The organism is Citrobacter sp. CK199 (assembly GCF_030333285.1).
Lineage (GTDB): Bacteria > Pseudomonadota > Gammaproteobacteria > Enterobacterales > Enterobacteriaceae > Citrobacter_B > Citrobacter_B koseri.
In genome coordinates, this window is sequence record NZ_JAOWGF010000028.1 from 348989 (window position 1) to 372311 (window position 23323).

20 protein-coding genes are annotated in these 23323 nt (G+C 55.8%); 9 read left to right on the forward strand and 11 right to left on the reverse strand.

What is annotated here, in order from left to right; translation table 11 throughout:
- Positions 1-21 precede the first annotated feature (21 nt).
- From OGX75_RS16630 to OGX75_RS16645, 4 genes are all read left to right on the forward strand, one after another.
- Positions 22-1263, forward strand: a complete 1242-nt coding sequence (locus OGX75_RS16630) for an MFS transporter (RefSeq protein WP_049010302.1) — start codon at positions 22-24, stop codon at positions 1261-1263.
- A gap of 15 nt (positions 1264-1278) precedes the next feature.
- Positions 1279-2307 (forward strand): sugar phosphate isomerase/epimerase family protein, encoded by a 1029-nt coding sequence (locus tag OGX75_RS16635; RefSeq protein WP_198448384.1) that lies wholly within the window; start codon positions 1279-1281, stop codon positions 2305-2307.
- A complete protein-coding gene (locus OGX75_RS16640) occupies positions 2304-3455 on the forward strand; it encodes a Gfo/Idh/MocA family protein (protein ID WP_200030743.1) in 1152 nt (383 codons plus the stop codon). The genes OGX75_RS16635 and OGX75_RS16640 overlap by 4 nt, the downstream gene beginning before the upstream one ends.
- A 77-nt stretch (positions 3456-3532) precedes the next feature.
- On the forward strand, positions 3533-4513 hold the full coding sequence (locus OGX75_RS16645) for a LacI family DNA-binding transcriptional regulator (RefSeq protein ID WP_071259815.1): 981 nt from the start codon (positions 3533-3535) through the stop codon (positions 4511-4513).
- 3 nt (positions 4514-4516) lie between these two features.
- On the opposite strand, the gene OGX75_RS16650 is transcribed toward OGX75_RS16645, so the two are convergent.
- Together OGX75_RS16650 and OGX75_RS16655 are read right to left on the reverse strand one after the other, a co-directional pair.
- The gene (locus OGX75_RS16650) at positions 4517-5761 is read right to left on the reverse strand and encodes a mechanosensitive ion channel family protein (protein WP_012133427.1); all 1245 of its coding nucleotides are present in this window, start codon (positions 5759-5761) and stop codon (positions 4517-4519) included.
- 74 nt (positions 5762-5835) lie between these two features.
- Positions 5836-7272 carry an MFS transporter gene (locus tag OGX75_RS16655; protein WP_200091922.1) on the reverse strand — a complete coding sequence of 479 codons (1437 nt, stop codon included), beginning with the start codon at positions 7270-7272 and terminating at the stop codon, positions 5836-5838.
- 107 nt (positions 7273-7379) lie between these two features.
- Between OGX75_RS16655 and OGX75_RS16660 the strand changes: the two genes are divergently transcribed.
- Positions 7380-8246, forward strand: coding sequence for a helix-turn-helix transcriptional regulator (locus OGX75_RS16660; RefSeq protein ID WP_049010291.1), 867 nt, complete (start codon positions 7380-7382; stop codon positions 8244-8246).
- Between the two features lie 157 nt (positions 8247-8403).
- Here the strand turns inward: OGX75_RS16660 and nfsB are convergent, their stop codons facing one another.
- The 3 genes from nfsB to OGX75_RS16675 all read right to left on the reverse strand — a co-directional run bounded on the left by nfsB (position 8404) and on the right by OGX75_RS16675 (position 10127).
- On the reverse strand, positions 8404-9057 hold the full coding sequence (gene nfsB, locus OGX75_RS16665) for an oxygen-insensitive NAD(P)H nitroreductase (protein ID WP_047458272.1): 654 nt from the start codon (positions 9055-9057) through the stop codon (positions 8404-8406).
- A 120-nt stretch (positions 9058-9177) separates the two neighbouring features.
- Positions 9178-9546 carry an MmcQ/YjbR family DNA-binding protein gene (locus tag OGX75_RS16670; RefSeq protein WP_012133422.1) on the reverse strand — a complete coding sequence of 123 codons (369 nt, stop codon included), beginning with the start codon at positions 9544-9546 and terminating at the stop codon, positions 9178-9180.
- Complete coding sequence (locus tag OGX75_RS16675) at positions 9546-10127, reverse strand: TetR/AcrR family transcriptional regulator (protein ID WP_012133421.1); 582 nt, start codon at positions 10125-10127, stop codon at positions 9546-9548. The genes OGX75_RS16670 and OGX75_RS16675 overlap by 1 nt, the downstream gene beginning before the upstream one ends.
- A 190-nt stretch (positions 10128-10317) precedes the next feature.
- Here OGX75_RS16675 and OGX75_RS16680 point away from each other — a divergent pair, with 190 nt between their 5' ends.
- Positions 10318-11418, forward strand: a complete 1101-nt coding sequence (locus OGX75_RS16680) for an MBL fold metallo-hydrolase (RefSeq protein WP_012133420.1) — start codon at positions 10318-10320, stop codon at positions 11416-11418.
- Positions 11419-11446: 28 nt separating this feature from the next.
- On the forward strand, positions 11447-11788 hold the full coding sequence (locus tag OGX75_RS16685; RefSeq protein ID WP_024130566.1) for a RamA family antibiotic efflux transcriptional regulator: 342 nt from the start codon (positions 11447-11449) through the stop codon (positions 11786-11788).
- A 36-nt stretch (positions 11789-11824) separates the two neighbouring features.
- Here the strand turns inward: OGX75_RS16685 and OGX75_RS16690 are convergent, their stop codons facing one another.
- A complete protein-coding gene (locus tag OGX75_RS16690) occupies positions 11825-13969 on the reverse strand; it encodes a TonB-dependent siderophore receptor (protein WP_114847776.1) in 2145 nt (714 codons plus the stop codon).
- A 157-nt stretch (positions 13970-14126) separates the two neighbouring features.
- On the opposite strand from OGX75_RS16690, the gene OGX75_RS16695 reads away from it, so the two are divergent.
- A complete protein-coding gene (locus OGX75_RS16695; protein ID WP_058668739.1) occupies positions 14127-15752 on the forward strand; it encodes an alpha/beta hydrolase-fold protein in 1626 nt (541 codons plus the stop codon).
- Here the strand turns inward: OGX75_RS16695 and OGX75_RS16700 are convergent.
- The 5 genes from OGX75_RS16700 to betI form a co-directional block, all read right to left on the reverse strand.
- Positions 15681-15929: a DUF1158 domain-containing protein gene (locus OGX75_RS16700; RefSeq protein ID WP_114847747.1), complete on the reverse strand. Its 249-nt coding sequence runs from the start codon at positions 15927-15929 to the stop codon at positions 15681-15683. The genes OGX75_RS16695 and OGX75_RS16700 overlap by 72 nt on opposite strands.
- A gap of 65 nt (positions 15930-15994) precedes the next feature.
- Positions 15995-17113: a YbdK family carboxylate-amine ligase gene (locus tag OGX75_RS16705; protein ID WP_110494557.1), complete on the reverse strand. Its 1119-nt coding sequence runs from the start codon at positions 17111-17113 to the stop codon at positions 15995-15997.
- A gap of 106 nt (positions 17114-17219) precedes the next feature.
- Complete coding sequence (gene betA / locus OGX75_RS16710; RefSeq protein WP_114847748.1) at positions 17220-18896, reverse strand: choline dehydrogenase; 1677 nt, start codon at positions 18894-18896, stop codon at positions 17220-17222.
- Between the two features lie 13 nt (positions 18897-18909).
- On the reverse strand, positions 18910-20382 hold the full coding sequence (gene betB, locus OGX75_RS16715; protein WP_114847749.1) for a betaine-aldehyde dehydrogenase: 1473 nt from the start codon (positions 20380-20382) through the stop codon (positions 18910-18912).
- A 13-nt stretch (positions 20383-20395) separates the two neighbouring features.
- Entirely contained in the window at positions 20396-20989 is a 594-nt protein-coding gene (betI, locus tag OGX75_RS16720) for a transcriptional regulator BetI (RefSeq protein WP_024130562.1), read from the reverse strand.
- A 282-nt stretch (positions 20990-21271) separates the two neighbouring features.
- On the opposite strand from betI, the gene OGX75_RS16725 reads away from it, so the two are divergent.
- Positions 21272-23305 (forward strand): choline transporter, encoded by a 2034-nt coding sequence (locus tag OGX75_RS16725; protein WP_047458253.1) that lies wholly within the window; start codon positions 21272-21274, stop codon positions 23303-23305.
- Positions 23306-23323: the final 18 nt, after the last annotated feature.

Sequence of the window (23323 nt, forward strand, 5' to 3'; positions counted from 1 at the left end):
TTTTAAAGGTGAGGCAAAAAAATGGTGTCGACAACCGAAAGTAGTGGAAAACAGACCGTACAGTACCGGCTGCTGGTGCCGAGACTGTCGTTAATGATGTTCTTACAGTTCTTCATCTGGGGGAGCTGGTCGGTGACGCTGGGGCTGGTGATGACCCAGTACAACATGTCGCTGCTGATTGGCGATGCGTTTTCCGCCGGGCCGATCGCCTCCATCCTGTCGCCGTTTGTACTGGGGATGCTGGTGGATCGCTTCTTTGCGTCGCAAAAAGTGATGGCGGTGATGCATGTGGCGGGGGCGGCGATTCTGTGGTTTGTGCCGCAGGCGCTGGTGGCGCAAAACGGGGCATTGCTCATCGGGCTGCTGTTTGGCTATACGCTGTGCTACATGCCAACGCTGGCGCTGACCAACAACATCGCCTTTCATAGCCTGTCAGATAAAGATAAAACCTTCCCGGTTGTACGCGTGTTCGGCACGATTGGCTGGATTGTGGCCGGTATTTTTATCGGCGTGACGGGGATTTCCGACACCACCGGGATCTTCACGCTTGCCGCGCTCTGCTCTGTGATTCTGGCGCTCTACAGCCTGACGCTGCCGCACACCCCTGCGCCAGCGAAGGGGTTGCCGGTGAAGATACGCGATCTTTTTTGCGCTGATGCGTTTGCATTACTCAAGACCCGCCACTTCTTTGTGTTCTCGCTTTGCGCGACGTTAATCTCCGTGCCGCTGGGAACTTACTACGCCTATACCGCCTCGTTCCTGGCGGATGCTGGCGTGGGCGATGTCAGCACCGCGATGTCATTCGGCCAGATGTCCGAAATCGTCTTTATGCTGGTGATCCCCTTCTTGTTCCGCCGCCTGGGGGTGAAATACATGCTGCTGATCGGGATGTGCGCCTGGTTTGTCCGTTATGCCTTCTTTGCGCTCGGCATCAGCGAAGAGGGGCGCTTCCTGCTCTATCTCGGTATTTTGCTTCATGGCGTGTGCTATGACTTTTTCTTTGTCGTGGGTTTTATCTATACCGATCGTATTGCCGGAGAAAAGGTGAAGGGGCAGGCGCAAAGTATGATCGTCATGTTTACCTATGGCATCGGTATGCTGCTCGGCTCGCAGATCTCCGGCGCGCTGTACAACCGCCTGGTGGCGGGGCAGGCGGTTCCTCAGGCCTGGGTAACGTTCTGGTGGCTCCCGGCAGTGGCCGCTGCGGTGATTGCCGCGATTTTCCTTTTCGCTTTCAAGTATGACGAGAAAGAGCAGGCGTAATTTTCAGGAGGGGTTATGAGAACCATTAAGGGACCGGGTATTTTTCTGGCGCAGTTTATCGGGGGGCAACCCCCGTTTAATACGCTGGAAGGGCTGGCCGGTTGGGCGGCAGGGCTGGGTTATAAGGCCTTGCAGATCCCCTGCAATCATAAAGCGTTGTTTGATGTTGAACAGGCCGCCGTGAGCCAGACCTACTGTGATGATATTCGCGGGATGCTGGCGGATCACGGCCTGGTCATCAGTGAATTATCGACCCATCTTGAAGGTCAACTGATTGCGGTACACCCGGCCTATGATGAGGCGTTTGCCGGTTTTGCGCCGCAGTCGGTGCGCGGAAACCCGCAGGCGCGACAGGCATGGGCGACGCAGACGTTGCAACAGGCTGCCGCCGCTTCGCAAAAACTGGGGCTGACCGCACATGCCACCTTCTCCGGTTCGCTCGCCTGGCCCTATTTTTACCCCTGGCCGCCGCATAATCGTCAGCGTTTTGACGAGGCATTCAGCGAACTGGCGCGCCGTTGGCGACCGATTCTCGACTGCTTTGATGAGCATGGCGTGGACGTGTGTTATGAGATTCACCCCAGCGAGGATTTGCACGATGGCGTCACGTTCGAGCGTTTTTTAGCGCTGGTCGACGATCATCCGCGTTGCCATATTCTGTACGATCCCAGCCACCTGCTGCTGCAACAGATGGATTATCTGGGCTTTGTGGATGTGTACCACTCGCGCATTAAAGCGTTTCATGTGAAAGATGCCGAGTATCGCGCCAGCAGCCGTAGCGGCGTATACGGCGGGTATCAACCCTGGATTGAACGGGCCGGGCGGTTTCGTTCGCCGGGCGACGGACAGGTGGATTTCAAAACGCTGTTCAGCAAGTTCGCCCAATATGATTACCCCGGCTGGGCGGTACTGGAGTGGGAGTGCTGCCTGAAAGAAGCCGCCACCGGCGCGCGTGAGGGCAGTGAATTTATTCGCCGTCATATTATTCCGGTTTCTGAGCATGCGTTTGATGATTTCGCTGCGGGTGATGAGGTACGTAAATGATTCAGGTTGGTATTATCGGAACCGGGTTTATTGGCCCTGCGCATATTGAAGCCTTGCGCCGACCGGGAAACGTATCGGTGGTTGCGCTTTGCGACAGTTCGCTGGAGAAGGCGCAGGAGAAAGCCCGGGCGCTAAACGTTCCGCACGCTTACGGCAGCGTGGAGGCATTACTGGCGCATCCGGGATTGCAGGTGGTACACAACTGCACGCCGAACTATCTTCATGCCGACATTAATCGCCAGGCGTTGCGGGCGGGGTTGTCTGTGTTCTCCGAAAAACCGCTCTGCATGACGCCGGATGAAGCGCGTGAACTGGCCGCGCTGGCGGAGCAGGCGGGGGTGGTGCATGGCGTGAGTTTTGTCTACCGGCAGTTTGCGATGGTGCAGCAGGCCGCCAGCATGGTACGCGCCGGGAGCGTCGGGCGGCAGTTTTCCGTGCAGGGCAGTTATTTGCAGGACTGGATGCTGCTGGAAACCGACTATAACTGGCGCGTAGACCCCGCGCTTGGCGGGAGCTCACGCGCGGTGGCGGATATCGGTTCACACTGGTGCGACACGGTGCAGTTTGTTACTGGAAAGCGGATTGTGGAGGTGATGGCGGATCTTGCCACGGTCTGGCCAACGCGTAAGGCCAGCGTGGAAGGGGGCTCGACGTTTACTCAGCCGCTCACGGAACGCCAGTGGGTAGATAAACCGGTCAGCACGGAAGACAGAGGTGCGGTGCTGGTGCGTTTTGATGACGGCAGCAAAGGCTGTTTCAGCGTTTCACAGGTGAGCGCCGGGCGGAAAAACCAGCTGACATTTGAGATTAACGGCAGTCACTGTTCGCTGGCCTGGGATCAGGAAGTGCCGCAGCAGTTGTGGATCGGCCACCGGCAGCAGGCGAATCAGATCCTGACGGACGACCCCGGATTAATGAACGCGGATGTGGCTGGCAGCGCGCACTTTCCCGGTGGGCATATTGAGGGCTGGCCGGATGCCTTTAAAAACATGATGCAGCAGTTTTATCTTGCGGTGCAGGCAGGAAAAATGCCCGCGCCGGAGGTGCGTCGTTTTGCCTCGTTCGCGGACGGTGCTGACGTGATGTATATCATTGACGCCATTGTGAAAAGCCATCAACACCAGCGGTGGGTGAGCGTGATGCGGTAAACCTTCGCCCGGTTCGCCGGAGGGCGATTTTATGGTAGCCTCAACACAAAGCGCAAACCGCAGGATGTGTCGCCGTTATGTCTATTCAAAAAATCGCCCAGCTCGCCGGTGTGTCGGTGGCGACGGTATCACGCGTGCTCAATAACAGTGATACCGTCAAAGCCAAAAACCGCGAGCGCGTGCTGCAAGCCATCAAGGAAAGTAACTATCAGCCCAACCTGCTGGCGCGCCAGCTTCGCACCGCGCGCAGCTCAATGATTCTGGTGATGGTTTCAAATATTGCGAACCCTTTTTGCGCAGAAGTGGTGAAGGGCATTGAAGAAGAGGCGGAGAAAAACGGGTATCGCATTCTGCTGTGTAATTCAGGATCGGATATGGCGCGTTCAAAATCGGCGCTGAAACTGCTCTCGGGGAAAATTGTCGATGGCATTATCACTATGGACGCGTTTTCAAAATTACCGGAGCTGACCACCATGATCGGCGATGCGCCGTGGGTGCAGTGCGCGGAATACGCCGATAAAGGCGCGGTCTCCTGTGTGGGGATCAATGACGTTGATGCCGCACAGTCGGTCATCTCCCATCTGGTCGAAAAGGGGTATCAGCGGATTGCGCTGATCAACCATGACTTAAGCTATAAATATGCGCGTCTGAGGGAGCGGGGGTATAAGGCGGCGCTTCATGCCTGGTCTCTGGATTATCAGGCGGTAGAGTATGCCAGCGAACTGAGTTCCAGCGCCGGAATGGCGGCGATGGACGTTTTGCTGGCGGCCGAAACGCGCCCGGATGCGGTTTTTGCGGTATCGGATACCCTGGCGGCAGGGGCCATGCGCGCTATTGCCAACGCCGGATTGCGCATCCCGCAGGATATCGCCGTCGTGGGTTTTGACGGTACGGAACTGGCGGAGATGGTCTCCCCGCAACTGACCACTATCGAGCAGCCTTCCCGCGATATTGGCCGTAAAGCGGTCGGGCTGCTGCTGAACCGGATTGAACACCCGGATGCGTCAACCGAAAGGGTGATGATGGACTGGCGCTATATTTCCCGCGCCAGTACCTGAATATTAGCGCTGAAACGCCCCGGACAGCGCGCGAATATCGTTTCCTGTAGGGGACTGGTGAATCCGTAAGCCAAACTCTTCGACCACGGCAAAAATGTGGTCGAAAATATCGGCCTGAATACTTTCATATTCCAGCCACACCACGGTATTGGTAAACGCGTAAATCTCAATGGGTAAACCCTGATCGTCCGGCGCAAGCTGGCGTACCATCATGGTCATATCTTTGCGGATACGCGGATGGTGGCGTAAATATTCATTCAGGTAGGCGCGGAAAGTGCCAATATTGGTCATCCGACGATGATTGAGTACGGATTCCGGCGCAGTCTGCTGTTGGTTCCATTCCTGGATTTCCTGATGGCGGGTGGTTAAATAGGGCTTTAACAAATGCGCTTTATATAAACGCTGCTGCTCATCCTCATCAAGAAAATGAATGCTGGTGGCGTCGATACTGATGCTGCGTTTAATTCGGCGACCGCCAGAGGCGGACATGCCGCTCCAGTTTTTGAAAGAGTCCGAAACCAGGGACCAGGTGGGGATGGTGGTAATGGTATTATCCCAGTTACGCACTTTCACGGTGGTTAAGCCGATATCGATCACCGCGCCGTCCGCGCCGTATTTCGGCATTTCCAGCCAGTCGCCCAGCTTCAGCATATCGTTCGCTGAAAGCTGTATACCCGCGACCAGACCGAGAATGGGGTCTTTAAACACCAGCATTAAGACGGCGGCCATCGCGCCGAGACCGCTAATGAGAATAGCCGGAGACTGACCTATCAGCAGGGAGATCATCAGAATACCGATGATAATGGCGCCGATGAGCTTGATGCCCTGGAATATCCCTTTCAGCGGAAGCTGAGACGCCGCCGGGAATTTTTGCGACAGGTTGAGAATAACATCCAGTAATGAAAAGACGGATAACAGGGCATACATCATGATCCACAGCTGTGCGCAGGTGGTTAATATCTCAGCTGCCTCAGTCCCCTTTTGTAGCCAGAGCACAGCCTGAATATTGACGATAATCCCCTGGAGCGTAAACGCCAGGCGGTGAAATAATTTATTCTGGGTAATGATTTGCAGCCACAGGCGTGAACTGGCGCTGGCGCGCTTTTCAAAGGCTCGCAGCACCACCCAATGCAAAATAATATGCACAATGATGGCAGTGAGAAAAATAATGCCAAAAATCATCACCAGCGAAGTGGTGTGATTCATTTCGATCCCGAGTTCTTCTACCTGAGATATTAATTCCTGCATAACGTCTCCTTTATAAACAGCGGTCTATGATGACCGCTGTGCGGATATTATGCAAATTGCACGATGCAGGTTTGCTATTTTGACGCCATACAGGGGCGGGCTGCATTGATATTCAATGCGCGGCGAAACCATAATGTCGCCAGAACCAGACTGAGCATCATGGCGGCTTCGACGGCCAGAAAACCGATCACCGACTGCGTATAATCGCCGTGACTATTGTGTTGCAGATGCAAAAATAACGCCCCCAGCACCGCCGGGCCAAGCCCCAATGTGGCTTGCTGCAACGTGCTTAAAATGGCGCTTCCGGCTCCGGCATCCTGCGTGCTGATATCGCGCATGCCGATACGATAAAAGCTGTTCACGATCAGCGCCTGTCCATAACCTATCAGGGCCGTTGCCGGCGCCAGCGCGAAGGTGGATGTTTGCATGCCCGAATGCCAGAAGGTCATCATTAACCCGGCTAAGCCGACTATCTGAATCGCCAGACCCATCAACAGAATACGCCCCATGCTGTAGCGCGCAATCAATCGCGGTGCGTAGCAGGCCGAGATGAAATAGGTCGCGCCGAGGGCGATAAAGCTGTTGCCGGATTCCCACGGCGCCATCCCCAGACCCATTTGCAGAGTCAGCGCCATACAGAACATAAAACCCGACCATGCGCTAAAAAACAGCAATGCGATCAGAATGCCGAAACGGATGCTGGTCAGCCGTAACAGGCGCGGCGGCAGAAGCGGGTGCTGGTGGCGCAGCTCCTGCCGGAGCGCATTTTTACGCATCCACCATCCCAGCGGGAGAATGGCAAATAGCGCCGCCTGAGCCTGCCAGGGCCAGCCGGTTTCTGGCCCCAGCGCCATAGGAAAAAGCAGGCAGCAGAGGATGGCGGCCAGACAGACGGTGCCCAACCAGTCGATGTCGGCGCGGGTTTCGCTGGCCGTTTCGGGAACGTGGCGGCGGCTGAATGCCAGTACCAGAAGGCAGACCGGGACATTAATAAAAAATGCGTTGCGCCAGCCAAGCCCGGCGATATCCGCCGAGACCAGCCAGCCACCGCCCATTTGACCGACGATAAAGGCAATGCCGCCAATACCGCCATATAAACTGATGGCCTTTGCGTGCGCGCTTCCTTTTAGCGTGACGTGAAGCGTGGCGAGAATTTGCGGCACGATCAACGCCGCGCCAGCCCCCTGCAAAATACGGGCGCCCAGCAGCATGTGAATAGAGTTCGCCAGACCGCAGAGCAGGGAGGCGACGCCAAAGAATGCGACTCCCCACATAAACAGGCGGCGGCGACCGTAGTTATCGCCGAGCTTGCTCCCCAGCGCCAGACAGACCGCGAACGTTATCCCATAGAGGGCGACAATTAACTCCAGTTGCGTCGTCGTCGCCTGCAAAGAGCGGGTAATGGACTCCAGGGCGACGTTGGTAATCGATGTATCAATAAGCGGCAGCATTTGGCCTGTCAGCAAGAGCGATAGCCCGGTGCGACTGAGTGAAACGACTGACGTATTCATGGTAACTCCATTGCGTCATTCAACAGATGGACGTAGCATTACTGAAGAATTAAACGGGTACCAGTTCCTGGTTATACTGGTATTGGTACTACCATGCTGGAGGTAATATGACGGTGATGACGCGACGTGAGCCCACGGTGATGCAACCCGCAGACAACCGGAAGCAGCTCGGCGCATTTTTACGCGCCCGGCGGGAAAGCCTCGATCCACAACGTATGGGGCTGCCGCGCGTCGGTCGGCGGCGAACGCCTGGTCTGCGCCGCGAAGAGGTGGCGATGCTGGCGGAAGTTGGCGTGACCTGGTACACCTGGCTGGAACAGGGGCGGGAGGTGAATCCCTCTGAGTCGGTACTGGTTGGCGTTGCGAATGCGCTGCAATGCAGCCCGCTGGAAACCCGACACCTGTTTGTACTGGCCGGGCTGACGCCGCCGGAATCGACGCAGATCACCGTGTGCGAGGGGATCAGTGCGGGAACCCGCCGTATGCTTGACAGCCTGATGCCGCAGCCAGCCAGCATTCAGAAACCTAATTTTGATATTGTGGCGTGGAATGAGAGTTTTTGTCGGCTGATGGGCGTGGATTTTGCCACGATCCCGGATGACGATCGCAACTGTATTTACCTCTACCTCACCAACGAAACCTGGCGCAGCCGCATAGAAAACCGCGACGTGCTGCCGACGTTTGTCTCTTATTTTCGTGCGGCAATGGCGGAACACCGTGGCGATCCGGGGTGGGAAAATAAACTGGCGCGCTTTTTCGCCGCATCTTCTGAGTTTGAAGCGTTATGGCATCAGCGTTATGAGGTGCGTGGCGTGGAAAACCAGGTGAAGAATTTTCTCCATCCCCGGTTAGGGCGTTTTAGTTTGCAGCAGATGTACTGGTATTCCGCACCGCGTAACGGCTCCCGGTTGTTGGTGTATTTACCGATGGATGAGGCCGGAGAACAGGCGCTGGCGTGGCTGGATAAGCAGTAAAATGCCCGGTGGCGCTACGCTTACCGGGCCTACGATAACGTATGCTCCGTAGGCCGGATAAGGCGATATGCCCGGTGGCGCTGCGCTTACCGGGCCTACAATAACGTGTGCTCCGTAGGCCGGATAAGGCGCAGCCGCCATCCGGCATAACAAGAAATCAGACTTCCGTCAGGGTGGTTTCCTGCGGCAGGCGGGATTTCGGCAGCGCAGCGTTAAAATCTTCTACGCTGTGATGGCCGACAGGCACCACGACCAGGCTGGTATAACCTTTCTCTTTCAGGCCAAATTCAGCGTCAAGAACCGCGGCGTCGAAGCCTTCAATCGGTACGGCGTCCAGACCCATCGCGGCGACGCCCAGCAGGAAGTTGCCAACGTTCAGGTATACCTGTTTCGCCATCCACTGATCGTCATCTTTCAGGTCGCGGCGGTGCAGATCCGCGAAAAAGCGACGGCCTTTGTTATTTGCCGCTTTGGCTTCCGGCGTGGCAAAACGGCCATCGGCATCTTCCTGATCGACAACGCGATCCAGCCAGGCGTCATCCATTGCGGTTTTTGCGCAAAACACGACGACATGGGAAGCATCCAGCATTTTGCGCTCGTTAAATACGAAATTACCGGCGGCGGATTTCGCAACGCGCGCTTTCCCTTCTTCGGTACTGGCGACGATGAAATGCCACGGCTGAGAGTTGGTGCTGGAAGGGCTATATTGCAGCAATGTTTTGAGTTTTTCCGCTTCGTCTGCGGTCAGTTGTTTGCTGGGATCGAACGCCTTAGTGGAGTAGCGTTTTAAGGCGACAGAAACGATATCCATAAATACTCCTGATGTTTTTTAATACCCTGCGGGTGCGTTTTCGTGCCAGCAGGGTACAGGGTTAGCGCATAAAAGATAAGAGAGAAAAGTGCGAAAACACTTATCGATATCAACGATAAATCAGGCGGGGCGCAGACGCTTTTGATCTTTTTTAGCCAGACCATCCACCACCAGATTCCAGGAGTCGCCGATCAGGTCGGCAAGCAGCGACGGTGTGATATCGTCTCCTGCGTAAACGGAAATCCAGTGTTTTTTGTTCATGTGGTAACCGGGTTCAATACTGCGGTAAATCTGCTGATTTAACAGGGATTTCTGTGGATCGGACTTCAGGTTCACAAACCGACGGCCGCGTTGTTCAGAAACGATCATGAATATCTTGCCGCCGACTTTAAAGACATCGAACTCCGGGCCGAACGGCCAGCAGTGTTCGGTGAAAGGCAGTTCGAGCGCGATGCGTTTCGCACAATGATGCAGCGTCTGGCCGTCCATTATTTTTCCTCGCGGGTGAGGGCGCGCCACATTGCTTCAAAACCCAGCGAGATGTACTCATTTGCGTGGGCCGGATCGCGGGCGGCAAATTCCATCGTGGTTTCCGCCAGGGTGAGGAACAGGGCATCGCCAAAGGCGCGGTATTCGTCAGACATGAAAATGGGCAGAACCGAGCGATGGCAGAGATCGCGCAGTTCCGGGAACATATCGTCCGCCAGTTGCTCGGTTTCTTTCGTGATTTTCTCACTAACCGCAAGCTGGCGGATGGTGCGGTGTCCGTTAGTGTTGTTCAGGCCCCAGTTGATGTAGCTGTTCCAGATGAAGTGCGTCATGGTTCTGGTGTCGGTGATTGAACGGTCCAGATTCGCCATCATCGACTGGCAGAGATCCTGCTTCAAATGCAGATAAAGCTCGTTGATTAAGTCATCTTTTGTCGCGAAATAGCGAAACAATGTTCCCTCAGCAACACCTGCGTTGCGAGCAATGACGGCGGTGGAGGCGGCAATGCCGGATTGCGCGATCGCTTTTGTTGCGGCTTCCAGTAACGCCAGTTTTTTGTCTTCACTCTTCGGACGAGCCACTACACTTTACCCTTAATGATGTAAAAAACATGATTGAAACACGCTCTTTGCAGCGCCGCAACGGTGAATGTCAAAGATTGAAAATCATCTTGACGAGATTCCTTCGCTTTCTATAATGAGTGCTTACTCACTCATAATCAAGTGACAGTCGCGCAAACCAGCGGAAAGGGGCGCGTTTTCGGATCAGGATATGAAGCGTCTCACAATTTGTGTGGTTGTTATTATGCTTATTGCTTCTACAGCGAGTCTGCCGTTTGTCCTTAACGCCGGGTTTGGTCAGGTGCCGCAGGGCGCTCAACTGAGCCTGGTGGAACAGTCTCCACACTATCGTGATGGACAGTTTCATAATCAGTTACCCACTCCCGGTTACACCGGGGATAAGGGGATGCTCGCCGCATGGTGGGAGTTTCTGGTCGCTAAACGTGAAAACGCGCGGCCTGCCCAACCGTTGCCGCTGGTAAACACCGATCTCGCCAGCGTACCGCGCGATCGGGACACGCTCATCTGGCTGGGCCATTCCTCCTGGTATCTGCAACTGGCGGGAAAACGCATTCTGATCGACCCGGTGTTCAGCAGCTATGCCGCGCCGTTTTCGTTTCTGAATAAAGCCTTTGCCGGAGACTACCCCTGGACGGCGCAAAATATGCCGGAGATCGACCTGCTGATCATCTCGCACGATCACTATGACCATCTGGACTACGCCACCATCAAAGCGCTGATGCCGAAGATTAAGCGAGTCATTACGCCGCTGGGTGTGGGATCGCATTTGCGCTACTGGGGCATGAATGGCGGGATTATCGACGAGCGCGACTGGAACCAGTCCGTCAGGATCGATGACGCGCTGCTGATCCACGTCCTGCCCGCGCGCCATTTTTCTGGTCGGGGGCTCAAACGTAACCAGACGCTGTGGGCGAGTTTTATGTTTGAGACGCCTGAACAGAAGGTTTATTACAGCGGGGACTCCGGTTACGGGCCGCATTTTAAGGCGATTGGAGAACAGTTCGGCTCAGTCGATCTGGCCATCATGGAAAACGGTCAGTACGACCGGGACTGGCGATACATTCACATGATGCCGGAAGAGACCGCGCAGGCGGCGCAGGATCTGCGCGCAAAAGCGATTTTACCCGGTCATGCCGGGCGTTTTGTCCTGGCGAAACACAGCTGGGACGATCCGTATAAACGTCTGGCGCTGGCGAGTCGTCATAAACGCTACCGCCTGCTGACGCCGACGCTGGGTGAACCGGTGATGTTGGCCGATCCGACCCAGCAGTTTACGGCCTGGTGGGAATAAGCGACCATTTTTCGGAGGGGGAGGCACGATGACCATTTCCGCTCAGGTAATCGACACTATTGTCGAGTGGATTGATGATAATTTAAATCAACCGTTGCGCATTGATGATATTGCCCGCCACGCCGGGTACTCCAAATGGCATCTGCAACGCCTGTTTATGCAGTACAAAGGGGAGAGTCTGGGGCGCTATATCCGGGAGCGTAAGCTGCGGCTGGCGGCGCGTGATTTACGCGATACCGACCAAAGGGTGTATGACATCTGCCTGAAGTACGGTTTTGATTCGCAGCAGACCTTTACGCGGATCTTCACCCGAACCTTTAATCAGCCGCCGGGCGCCTACCGTAAAGAGAATCACAGCCGTACGCACTGAGTTTCCCCGGCAGCGCCTGGCTGCCGGGAATCTTTCTTACCAGGAATAGCTCACTGTTGCCGTAACCGTACGACCTACGCCATAGAAGCAGGCGGTGTCGCTGGCGCAAGAGGCCACGTATTTCGTATCGGCGATATTATTGACATTAAACTGTACGGCTGCGCCTTTCAGGCTGCTGTTCAGTTCTCCCAGTTCGTAGCTCACCATCGCGTCATACAGATCCACCGCCGGCACTTTAAAGGTGTTTTTCGCATCGCCGTAGCTGGTGCCGATGTAGCGTACGCCCACGCCGGTCGTCAGGCTTTTCAGCGGGCCGCCGGGGAAGGTATAACTGGCGAAGGCGGAAGCCATGTGAGCAGGAATACGGGCAGGCGTTTTCCCTTCCGTACCCGCTACCGTGGTGTTGACGGTTTCCGCATCCGTGTAGGTATACGAGCCAATCAGGTTGACGCTATCCCACAGTGAAGAGTGAATTTCCGCTTCCACGCCTTTGGAACGCACTTCCCCTGCGTTTTCGAACCAGCCCAGCGTGCTGTTGTAAGTGGACACATTGCTCTGTTTGAGATCGTATAACGCCAGCGACATCAGCGTGTTATCCACCGGCTGATACTTCACGCCCACTTCGGTTTGTTTACCGGTAGTGGGTTTAAACGGCGCGCTGCCCGGCGCGCGGTTGGTTTGCAGATTAGGCTCATACGAGGTGCTGTAGCTGATGTACGGCGAGAGGCCGAAATCAAAGGCATACAGCAAGCCGGTACGCCAGGTGAACTTGTTGTCGTTCTGCTGCGTTTTCTCACTGTTGATGTAATCGGTGGTGCGAACTTCCGTCCAGTCATAGCGCCCGGAGAGCAGCAGCTCCCAGTTGTTCCAGCTCATCTGATCCTGCAAATAGAGGCCCATCTGATCGAGGTTCTGCTGTTCGTGGCTGGCGGTGCTGAAGGTGCTTTCATCGACGTTTACGCCATAAACCGGGTGCGTCCAGTCCATATCGTACTGCGAGCCGGAACCGCGCATTAACAGTTGCTTGTCGTTGCTGGACTTGTAATCCAGCCCGCCGAGCAGCGTATGGTTCATCTGCGCGGTCGCAAACTGTGCTTCCAGTTGGTTATCAATGCCAAACTCATTGGTCGTGCGCTCCTCATGTTGGGCGCGACGGCTGAGCAGCGTGCTTTCCGGTTTGCTGTTGAAGTAAACCAGATAGCGGTATTTTTGCTTGATGCTGGCATAGCGGGCGTTCTGGCGGAAGGTCATCATGTCATTGAACTGATGTTCAAACTCGTAACCCACCATTGTCTGCTCACGCCATGACTGATCGTAATCAGGATCGCTGACGTTAAAATCGAGCGGAATATATTTTCCGTTAGCGCTGGTGACGGTGCCGTAAGCAGGCAGGAAGTTACGGTAGCCCGCATCGGGATCTTTCTGGTAGCTGGTCAGCAGCGTGAAACGGGTTTGATCGTTTGGATACCAGGTGATAGCCGGAGCAATCGCGACGCGCGAATCTTTATAGTCTTCAACCTGGTTATGCTGAGTGCGGGCGATCCCGTTCAGGCGATACAGTACCCGGCCGTCATCGCTCAGCGGGCCGCCGAAATCAAATGCGCCTTCCGCCAGATCGCGATTACCGGTGCTGAACTGAACCTTATGAATCGGTTCGCTGGTAGGGCGTTTGCTGGTCATGCTGATAAGCCCGCCGGGGTTCACCTGGCCAAACAGAACCGAAGCCGGGCCGCGTACCAGCTCTACCCGCTCCAGCAGCCACGGATCAACGGTGCCGGTTTGCGATGACGCCGTTGCGCCAAAGCTCAGACCATCAAGGAATTTAGGAACGTAGCTGAAGCCGCGTACAAACACTTCATCGTTACGGTTGGATGAGCCGCGATACTCCGTAAATGCCCCGGCGGTGTAGCGCAGCGCCTGGGAGACGGAGGTGGCGTCCAGCGCGTCCATCTGGTCGCGGGTAACGACGGAGACGGACTGCGGCGTTTTTACCAGCTCCGCGGAGGTTTTGGTTGCCGACAGGGTTTTGGTCGCCACCATTCCCTTCACCGGCGCAGTGGGTTCCTGGCTGACGCCTTGCGTCACCAGAATGGTCTCCTCCTGCGTTTTGGCAAACGTCGTCGTACTGACGGTCGCCAGACTGAGAACCCAGAGCTGCATTATCTTGTTATTTTTAAATATCATTTAGCATCCTTTTCTATGCCATACCTGAAATTGTCCGGTCGTCCTGTCAGACAAATGCCGGACTGCCATCCTCATCAAACGCGACAGATGTTATTGCAAATCATTACCATTTGCATTAGCGTTGTTAACAAATTTCATCAGGAAAGCACCGTTAATGAAGATGGCATGGAGTGGTTTGGTGATTGGGCTGGGGACGATGTCGGCTCAGGCGATGCCGTGTTCGACGCCCTCCGTTCAGGGAGAGCAGCAGGGGAAATTTGATGCCAGCGGCGAGATCTGCTTTGTGCTTCCCGCGCTGAGTGAAAATTATGTTTCGGCCACCCTGTCGGGGATTACCGATGCTCGTTTGCTGGACGGCCAGAACCGTCGCATCCGTACTTTACTGGAAGGCGGCCCGGCCGATGGCGAGCATCAACTGTTGTTTTCTTTGCCGGTACAACAGGCCACCTCGCTGGTGTTGCACGGTAATGAGGGCGCTCGCTGGCGGTTTACATGGCAGATGAAAGAGACCACGCCGCTGCCGAAAATACAGCGCGTCGCTCCCGTCAGCCCAACCTTGCAGCAACTGGAAAAAGCGCTGGCGGCAGGCGCCGGAACCGCCCATTTCTGGCAGGATCTACAGCGCAACGGCACGCCGCTGGTGGAGCCAGTTGACGACAGCCATAAGCGGGTTACGTTTCTGTGGCGCGGTGCGAAGCAGAACGTTTTTATTCTCGGTTCTCCGGCAGGCGATCACGATCCCCTGTTCCGCCTGGGCGATTCCGACGTCTGGTTCCGCAGCTATGTGGTGCCTGCGGATACGGTAATGCAGTACAAACTGGCGCCGGATGTTCCGTTGGTGAACGGTTCGCCGCGCGATCAGCGGCGGGCGATTCTGGTCAGCGCGCAGAGAGATCCGCTTAACCCGCTGACGCTTGGCGAGAAGTATGCCGATCGCTGGAATCAGTTTTCCCTTCTCGATCTGAGTCCCGCGCGCTTTTGCTCTGCGCAAGCTACCGCGCAGCCTGTTCGTTACGGTTCGCTTACGCGCAAAACATTGTTCAGCGAACGTCTGGGCAACAGTCGTGAAATTGCGATTTATCGCCCACACAGCGCGCAACCGGCACGCTGGACGCTGATGCTGTTTGACGGCAAAACGTATCTTGATGATTACCATATCGATCGCGTGCTGGATGGGCTGATCGCGCGCCATCAACTGCCGCCGATAAACGTGGTGTTTATTGATACGCTCGATCACGCCAGACGGGCGAAAGAGTTGCCGCCGAACCCTGATTTTGCCGACTTTATGGCGCATGAATTATTGCCCTGGCTGCGTCAGCAGGGGGTGACTACGCAACGACAAAAAACGGTGCTGGCGGGCTCCAGTTATGGCGGGCTGGCGTCATCCTGGGTCGCGTTGCGCTATCCGCGTCTGTTCGGCAACGTGCTGAGTTTATCCGGTTCGTACTGGTGGGCGCCAAAAGACGAGGAGGCCAGCTGGCTGACGCGTCAGTACCAGAATTCGCCGCGTTATCCTGTCCGCTTCTGGTTGCAGGCTGGCCGCTTTGAAACCAAAGGCCCGGACGGCGGTATTTATCGCAACACGCTGGAATTTGCGCAGGTACTACGTGAAAAAGGCTATCCGGTGAGTTTTCATCCGTGGTCAAGCGGGCACGATTACGCCGCGTGGTGTGAAGCGCTGGTTCACGGTATGCGGGATTTCACCGGCTTAGTCAGCCAGCGAAAACCAGCAACGCCAGATAAAGCGGATCACGAAATATTCGAGAGCGCCAAGCGTTAAAAACCACAGGCAAAACAGCAGGGTGTAAAGCTGGTTGAGATCCATTAAATGGAAGGTCGCAACCAGCTTTTGCGCCAGCACCATGCCCGGCGAGGGCACAGGCAGCAGCAGACAGGAGAGAAAAGCCATCAGCAGGATGCCAGCAGCGGTCATCAACGATTCAAGCGGGTGTTTCATGGCATTGTTAAACTTGAGTTAAAAAGCCATTGTCCGGGATATCGCCGGGTAACGCAAATCGTCGCCTACTGACCCGCCCAGATCTCGCAATGTTTTTTCACCAGCCCAATCAGCGAACCGCCATCCGTCACAAACTCCCGCATCTGCCGCGCTTCATTCAGCCCGTTTTTCACCTGTAGGCGCAGAGCGTTAATGGCGCTGGCGGCGCCGACGTTATCTGCGGAGGAGGCAACATTCTCCAGCAGGCGCAGCGTGTCATCAGACAGCAGGTGATGGTCGCCGGTGTGGACATCGGTCAATGTTCCCTCCAGGCCATACCGACAAGCCTGAAAGCGGTTGAATTTGTACAGCAGATAATCCCGCTCCTGATGCCTGAACGGGCGCTCGGTCAGCAGCCAGTGGGCCGTCGCCTGAATCAGCCCCGCGATATTGACCGCATGAGCAAGGGTCAGAGGCGTATCCATTACCCGAACTTCTACCGTGCCGAAGTGAGGGCTGGGACGGATATCCCAGTGCAGATCTTTGATGCTGTCGATCATGCTGGTGTACGCGAGGCGGCGGAACAGCCCTTCACATTCCTGCCAGTTGCTGGCCCACGGCATCGGGCCGTTATCAGGAAAGCTTGAGAAGATATTCAGCCGGGCGCTGGAAAAACGGGTATCTGACCCTTGCATATACGGCGATGCCGCCGCCAGCGCAATAAAGTGAGGAACAAAGCGCGACAGACCATGCAGGAGGTAGATAGCGTCATCACCGTTCGCGCATCCAATATGGACGTGCTGACCAAATACCGTCGCCTGCTGAATCAGATAACCGAAGTTTTCCAGCGTACGCTGGTAGCGCGCATTGTCGCACACCTCCTGGCGCTGCCACTTTTGAAAAGGGTGCGTGCCCCCGCCGCAGATTTCAAGATGATGGTCTGCGGCAGCCTGCAAAATCACCTGCTGCATGGCGGAGAACTGCGCCGCCGCCTGGTCAATGTTGCGGCAGACTCCCGTCGCCATCTCAAGCATGCTTTCGGTGATATCGTGCTTCACTTCTCCGGCGGTGAGTTGGGATTTGACGGCGTCAATCAGGGTGGAAGAGTCCTGGCTTAAATCGTAACCCGGCGGATTGACCACCTGCATTTCCAGTTCAATTCCCAGCGTAAACGGTTCGGAAACGTGAAAATCGGGTAGCGGCATAACGTTCTCTTTTGTCAGGGCGTTGCGTTGAGTATAGATGTCAGGGAGGAGGAGGGGGGGCGTGGTCTTTTCCCGCTCAGCAGCAGAGCGGGAAAAAGAGGTGGGATTAACGCAGCGGCGGCTGATGCACGGGCGCATCACCTGCGACGTAATAGCTTGCGGTGCTCTTTGCCAGCGGTTCGCGGCCACGAATCGCATCGGCCATCTTCTCGCCGATCATAATGGTGGTGGCGTTCAGGTTGCCGGTGATAATTTGCGGCATAATGGAGGCGTCCACCACGCGCAGATTTTCCACGCCGTGAACCCGGCCTTCGCCGTCGACTACCGCCATTTCGTCGTAACCCATTTTGCAGGTGCCGCAAGGATGAAACGCGGTCTCCGCATGGTCGCGCACAAACGCATCCAGCTGTTCGTCGGTCTGGCACGTAATGCCAGGGCTGATTTCTCGTCCACGGTATTTGTCCAGCGCAGGCTGGTTGATGATTTCACGCGTGATGCGTATGGCATCGCGGAACTCCTGCCAGTCCTGCCCGGTAGACATATAGTTAAACAGAATGGCCGGATGCTCGCGCGGATCGCGCGATTTAATGTGCACATGCCCACGGCTGGGTGAGCGCATCGAACCGACATGGCACTGAAAACCGTGTTCTTTCACCGCATTCGAGCCGTTGTAATTAATCGCCACCGGCAGGAAGTGATACTGAATATTCGGCCAGCTAAACGCTTCGCTGCTGCGGATAAATCCACCTGCCTCAAAATGGTTGCTGGCGCCCACGCCGGTGCCGCCAAATAACCACTCAGCGCCAATTTTCGGCTGGTTCCACCATTGCAACGCCGGGTAGAGAGAGACGGGTTCTTTGCACTCATACTGTAGATACATCTCCAGATGGTCCTGCAAGTTTTCACCCACGCCCGGCAGGTGGTGCACCAGCGGAATATCAAACGCTTTCAGTAGCGATGCGTCACCCACGCCGGAGCGTTGCAGGATTTGCGGCGACGCAATGGCGCCCGCGCACAGCAACACCTCTTTACGCGCCATCGCCCGGGTCGGGATGGTGCTGTCGCCTTCCAGCCACTCAACGCCTGACGCTTTTTTACCTTCGAATAGAATATGGTCGGTCAGCGCATGGGTGATGATGGTCAGATTCGGCCGACCTTTGGCCTGATCGAGATACCCGCGTGCCGTACTGGCGCGTCGTCCTTGCGGCGTCACGGTTCTGTCCATCGGCCCAAACCCCTCCTGCTGATAGCCGTTGAGGTCGTCGGTACGTGGATATCCCGCCTGGACGCCCGCTTCTATCATCGCATGGAACAATGGGTTGTTATTGTGCTTTGGCGTGGCGACGCTTACCGGGCCGTCGCCGCCGTGGTAGTCGTTGGGGCCGATATCACGGGTTTCCGCCTTGCGGTAATAGGGCAGGCAGTTGAGGTAACTCCAGTGTTCGAGGCCTGGCTCCTGCGCCCAGTTGTCGAGATCCATCGCGTTGCCGCGAATGTAACACATGCCGTTAATCAGCGATGAGCCGCCCAGCCCTTTACCACGGCCGCACTCCATGCGGCGGTAGTTCATATGCGGCTCCGGTTCGGTCTCATACGCCCAGTTATAACGTTTACCCTGTAGCGGAAACGCCAGCGCGGCAGGCATCTGGGTGCGGAAATCCGCACGGTAGTCCGGGCCGCCCGCTTCCAGCAGCAACACGGTGGTGTCGCTGTCTTCAGTCAGCCGTGTTGCCAGTACGTTGCCCGCCGAACCGGCGCCAATAATGATGTAGTCAAAATGCAAACAAACCTCCTGGTTAAAATATGGATTGAAACTGACCCATCTCAACCTGGATGGACTTCACCTGGGTGTAGCTTTGCAGCGTCATGATGCCGTTCTCGCGACCAATACCGGAATGCTTGTAGCCGCCGACCGGCATTTCAGCAGGAGATTCCCCCCAGGTATTGATCCAGCAGATCCCCGCTTCAAGCTGGTGGATTGCGCGATGAGCGCGGTTGAGATCGGCTGTCACTACCCCGGCGGCCAGTCCGTAATCGGTGTTATTGGCGCGGCGGATCGCCTCTTCTTCGTTTTCGTAGGTCAGAATGGACATCACCGGGCCGAAAATTTCTTCGCGTACGATGGTCATCTCATCCCGGCAGTCGGTGAATACGGTGGGGGCGACCCAGGCGCCGTTATCAAACGCTTCGCCTTTTAATACGTCGCCGCCGCAAAGCAGCGTTGCGCCTTCCGCTTTTCCGCTGGCGATATAGCGCAGAACGTTGTCGCGATGAGGGAAGCTCACCAGTGGGCCAAAATTGGTTGCCGGGTCAGACAGATCGCCTGCGCGAATGCGGCTTACGCGCGCCAGAATTTTTTGCTCGAAGGCGCTTTTCATGTGCGCCGGAATGAATACGCGCGTGCCGTTGGTGCAGACCTGGCCGGAGCTGAAGAAGTTCGCCATCATGGCGATATCCGCCGCGAGGTCGGGGTCCGCGTCGTCAAAGATAATCAGCGGTGATTTGCCGCCCAGCTCCATCGTCACCTCTTTCAGCGATGAAGCCGCTGAATTGGCCATCACTTTCTTGCCGCTGGCGACGCCGCCGGTGAAGGAGATTTTGGCGATATCAGGATGTTCCGTCAGGAACTGCCCTGTTTCCGCGCCGGTGCCTGGCAGCACGTTGAACACGCCGTCCGGGAGACCGGCTTCGCTGTAGATTTCCGCCAGTTTTAACGCGGTTAGCGGCGTGACTTCACTGGGTTTGAAGATCATGGCATTGCCTGCCGCCAGCGCCGGAGCGGATTTCCACAGGGCGATTTGAATGGGGTAGTTCCATGCGCCGATCCCGGCCACCACGCCCAGCGGCTCGCGACGGGTGTAGACGAATGACGTCTCGCGTAGCGGGATCTGGCTGCCTTCCAGGGCAGGGATCAGCCCGGCGTAATACTCAAGCACGTCAGCGCCGGTGGCGATGTCTACGCTGGCGGTTTCGCTCAGTGGTTTACCGGTATCGAGCGTTTCCAGTTGCGCCAGCTCGTCATTGCGTTCACGCAGAATATCAACTGCCCGACGCAGGATTCGCGAGCGCGCCATTGCGCTCATCGCGGCCCATATTTTTTGCCCGCGCTGCGCGCTTTTCACGGCGCGATCGACATCGTCGCGGCCTGCGGCCTGTACGGTAGCCAGTACCTCGCCGTTAGCGGGATTGATCGTCTCAAAGGTGCGACCGCTGGTAGCGGCAGTATATGCGCCGTCAATATAAAGCTGTTGTTCTGCCATTCGGGGCATGGGTTCTCCTCGGTTAGTCAGTGGCGTTCGGCAAATGCTGACTGATGAAATGGGTGGTCAGCGCCTGAGCGAGACTGAGATTAAACGGTTTTCCGCTCAGCGCGGCGCGTAGCCACAGCCCATCGATAAGCGCCGCCAGGCCATAGCCGGCCTGTTGAGCCTGCTGGCGCGGAAGTTCGCGCCTGAATTCATACACAATGTTTGACAGTAGCCGCTTGCTGGCGACCTGTTGCAGGCGGTAGAGCATCGGCTGATGCATGCTGCTTGCCCAGAATGCGAGCCAGGCTTTCATCGCGGCCTGGCTTATCTGGCTGTCGTCAAAGTTGCCCGCTACGATGGCGCGCAAACGCAATTCTGCGCTGGCCTCTGGAAGGGCATGCAACCGACGCAGGACGGCATAGCGAAGCTGGCTGGTGATGTCGCGCATCGTCGCTTCCAGCAATCCATTTTTATCCTTGAAATAGTGACTGATGATGCCGGTCGACACGCCTGCTCGCCGGGCTATTTGCGCAATGGTTGCGTCATGCATCCCGACTTCATTAATGGCCTCCAGGGTGGCGTCAATCAGTTGCCTGCGACGAAGGGTTTGCATCCCCACTTTGGGCATTTTTATCGCTCCAGTCATCAGTTATGGTTATGTATTAAACCGTTTTTTGATTGGACGTTCAATATAAAATGTGTCTTAATTGTTATCAATTTAGCGGTTAACAGGTAAGGGGAATGTAATGGGATATTAGATAAAATTAATAAAAACAATAGATTGAAAATATCATCATTTCTGTTAATAAGGCTATTTTTGCAAATCTGTTAAAAATGCCATCGCCTTACAGAATCTCAAAAAGTTAGCTGCTCGACAGAGTAGTCACCGTTACTTAATCAGAGGTAATCGATGACGAACCTTGCTCAGAACAGAGAAAAGGACAAAATCAATCCCGTCGTGTTTTATACGTCTGCCGGACTGATTTTGTTGTTTTCCCTGACGACCATTTTTTTTAGTGATTTCTCCGCAGTCTGGATCGGCCGCACGCTGAACTGGGTCTCCAGAACGTTTGGCTGGTACTATCTGCTGGCCGCCACGCTCTATATCGTTTTTGTCATATTCATTGCCTGCTCGCGTTTCGGTTCCGTCAAGCTCGGGCCTGAGCAGTCAAAGCCGGAATTTAGTCTGCTAAGCTGGGCGGCAATGCTTTTCGCCGCCGGGATTGGCATCGACCTGATGTTCTTTTCGGTGGCGGAGCCCGTCACCCAATATATGCAGCCGCCGGAAGGCGCAGGGCAGACTATTGAAGCCGCCCGCCAGTCGATGGTCTGGACGCTGTTTCACTACGGCCTGACCGGTTGGTCGATGTATGCGTTAATGGGGATGGCGCTTGGCTACTTTAGCTATCGCTATAACCTGCCGCTGACCATTCGCTCAGCGCTCTATCCGATCTTCGGTAAGCGCATCAACGGGCCGATTGGGCATAGCGTGGATATTGCCGCAGTTATCGGCACCATCTTTGGTATCGCCACGACGCTGGGGATTGGTGTGGTGCAGCTCAATTACGGTCTGAGCGTGCTGTTTGATATCCCGGATTCAATGGCGGCCAAAGCGGCGCTGATTGTGCTGTCGGTGGTGATCGCCACGATCTCGGTGACTTCTGGCGTGGACAAAGGCATTCGGGTTCTGTCGGAGCTGAATGTGCTGCTGGCGCTGGGGTTGATCCTCTTTGTGCTGTTTATGGGGGACACCTCATTCCTGCTCAATGCGCTGGTGCTGAATGTGGGCGACTACGTTAACCGCTTTATGGGGATGACGTTGAACAGCTTTGCGTTCGACAGGCCGGTTGAGTGGATGAACAACTGGACGCTCTTTTTCTGGGCGTGGTGGGTTGCGTGGTCGCCGTTTGTCGGGTTGTTCCTGGCGCGTATTTCGCGTGGCCGCACCATTCGCCAGTTTGTCTTCGGTACGTTGATTATCCCGTTCACTTTCACCCTGCTGTGGCTGTCGGTGTTTGGCAATAGCGCGCTGTATGAAATCATTCATGGCGATGCCGGTTTTGCCGAGGAAGCGATGGCGCACCCTGAGCGCGGCTTTTATAGCCTGCTGGCGCAGTATCCGGCCTTCACCTTCAGCGCGTCTGTCGCCACAATCACCGGTCTGTTGTTCTACGTGACATCGGCGGACTCCGGTGCGCTGGTGCTGGGCAATTTCACCTCAAAACTGAAAGACATCAACAGCGATGCGCCAGCCTGGCTGCGTGTTTTCTGGTCGGTAGCGATTGGCCTGCTGACGCTGGGGATGCTGATGACCAATGGGATTTCAGCGCTGCAAAACACGACGGTGATCATGGGGCTGCCGTTTAGTTTTGTGATCTTCTTCATTATGGCGGGATTGTATAAGTCATTGAAAGTTGAAGATTATCGTCGGGAAAGCGCCAGTCGTCATACCGCACCGCGTCCGATGGGCGTGCAGGACCGGCTGAGCTGGAAAAAACGACTGTCGCGCCTGATGAACTACCCGGGAACGCGCTATACCCGCGAAATGATGGAGAAGGTATGTTTCCCGGCAATGGAAGAGGTCGCCCATGAGCTGCAACTGCGCGGCGCATCGGTGGAGTTGAAAAGTATGCCGCCGCAGGAAGGGGAAAACCTTGGTCATCTGGATCTGCGGGTTCATATGGGCGATGAGCGCAACTTTATCTATCAGATCTGGCCGCAGCAGTACGCAATCCCCGGCTTTACCTACCGGGCGCGTAGCGGCAAGTCGAGCTATTACCGGCTGGAAACGTTCCTGCTGGAAGGAAGCCAGGGAAATGACCTGATGGACTACAGCAAAGAGCAGGTGATTACGGACATTCTCGATCAGTATGAACGTCATCTGAACTTTATTCATCTGGATCGTGAGGCGCCTGGCAACGGGGTGTTGTTCCCGGGAATGTAAGCGGATCTCACGTTTTCT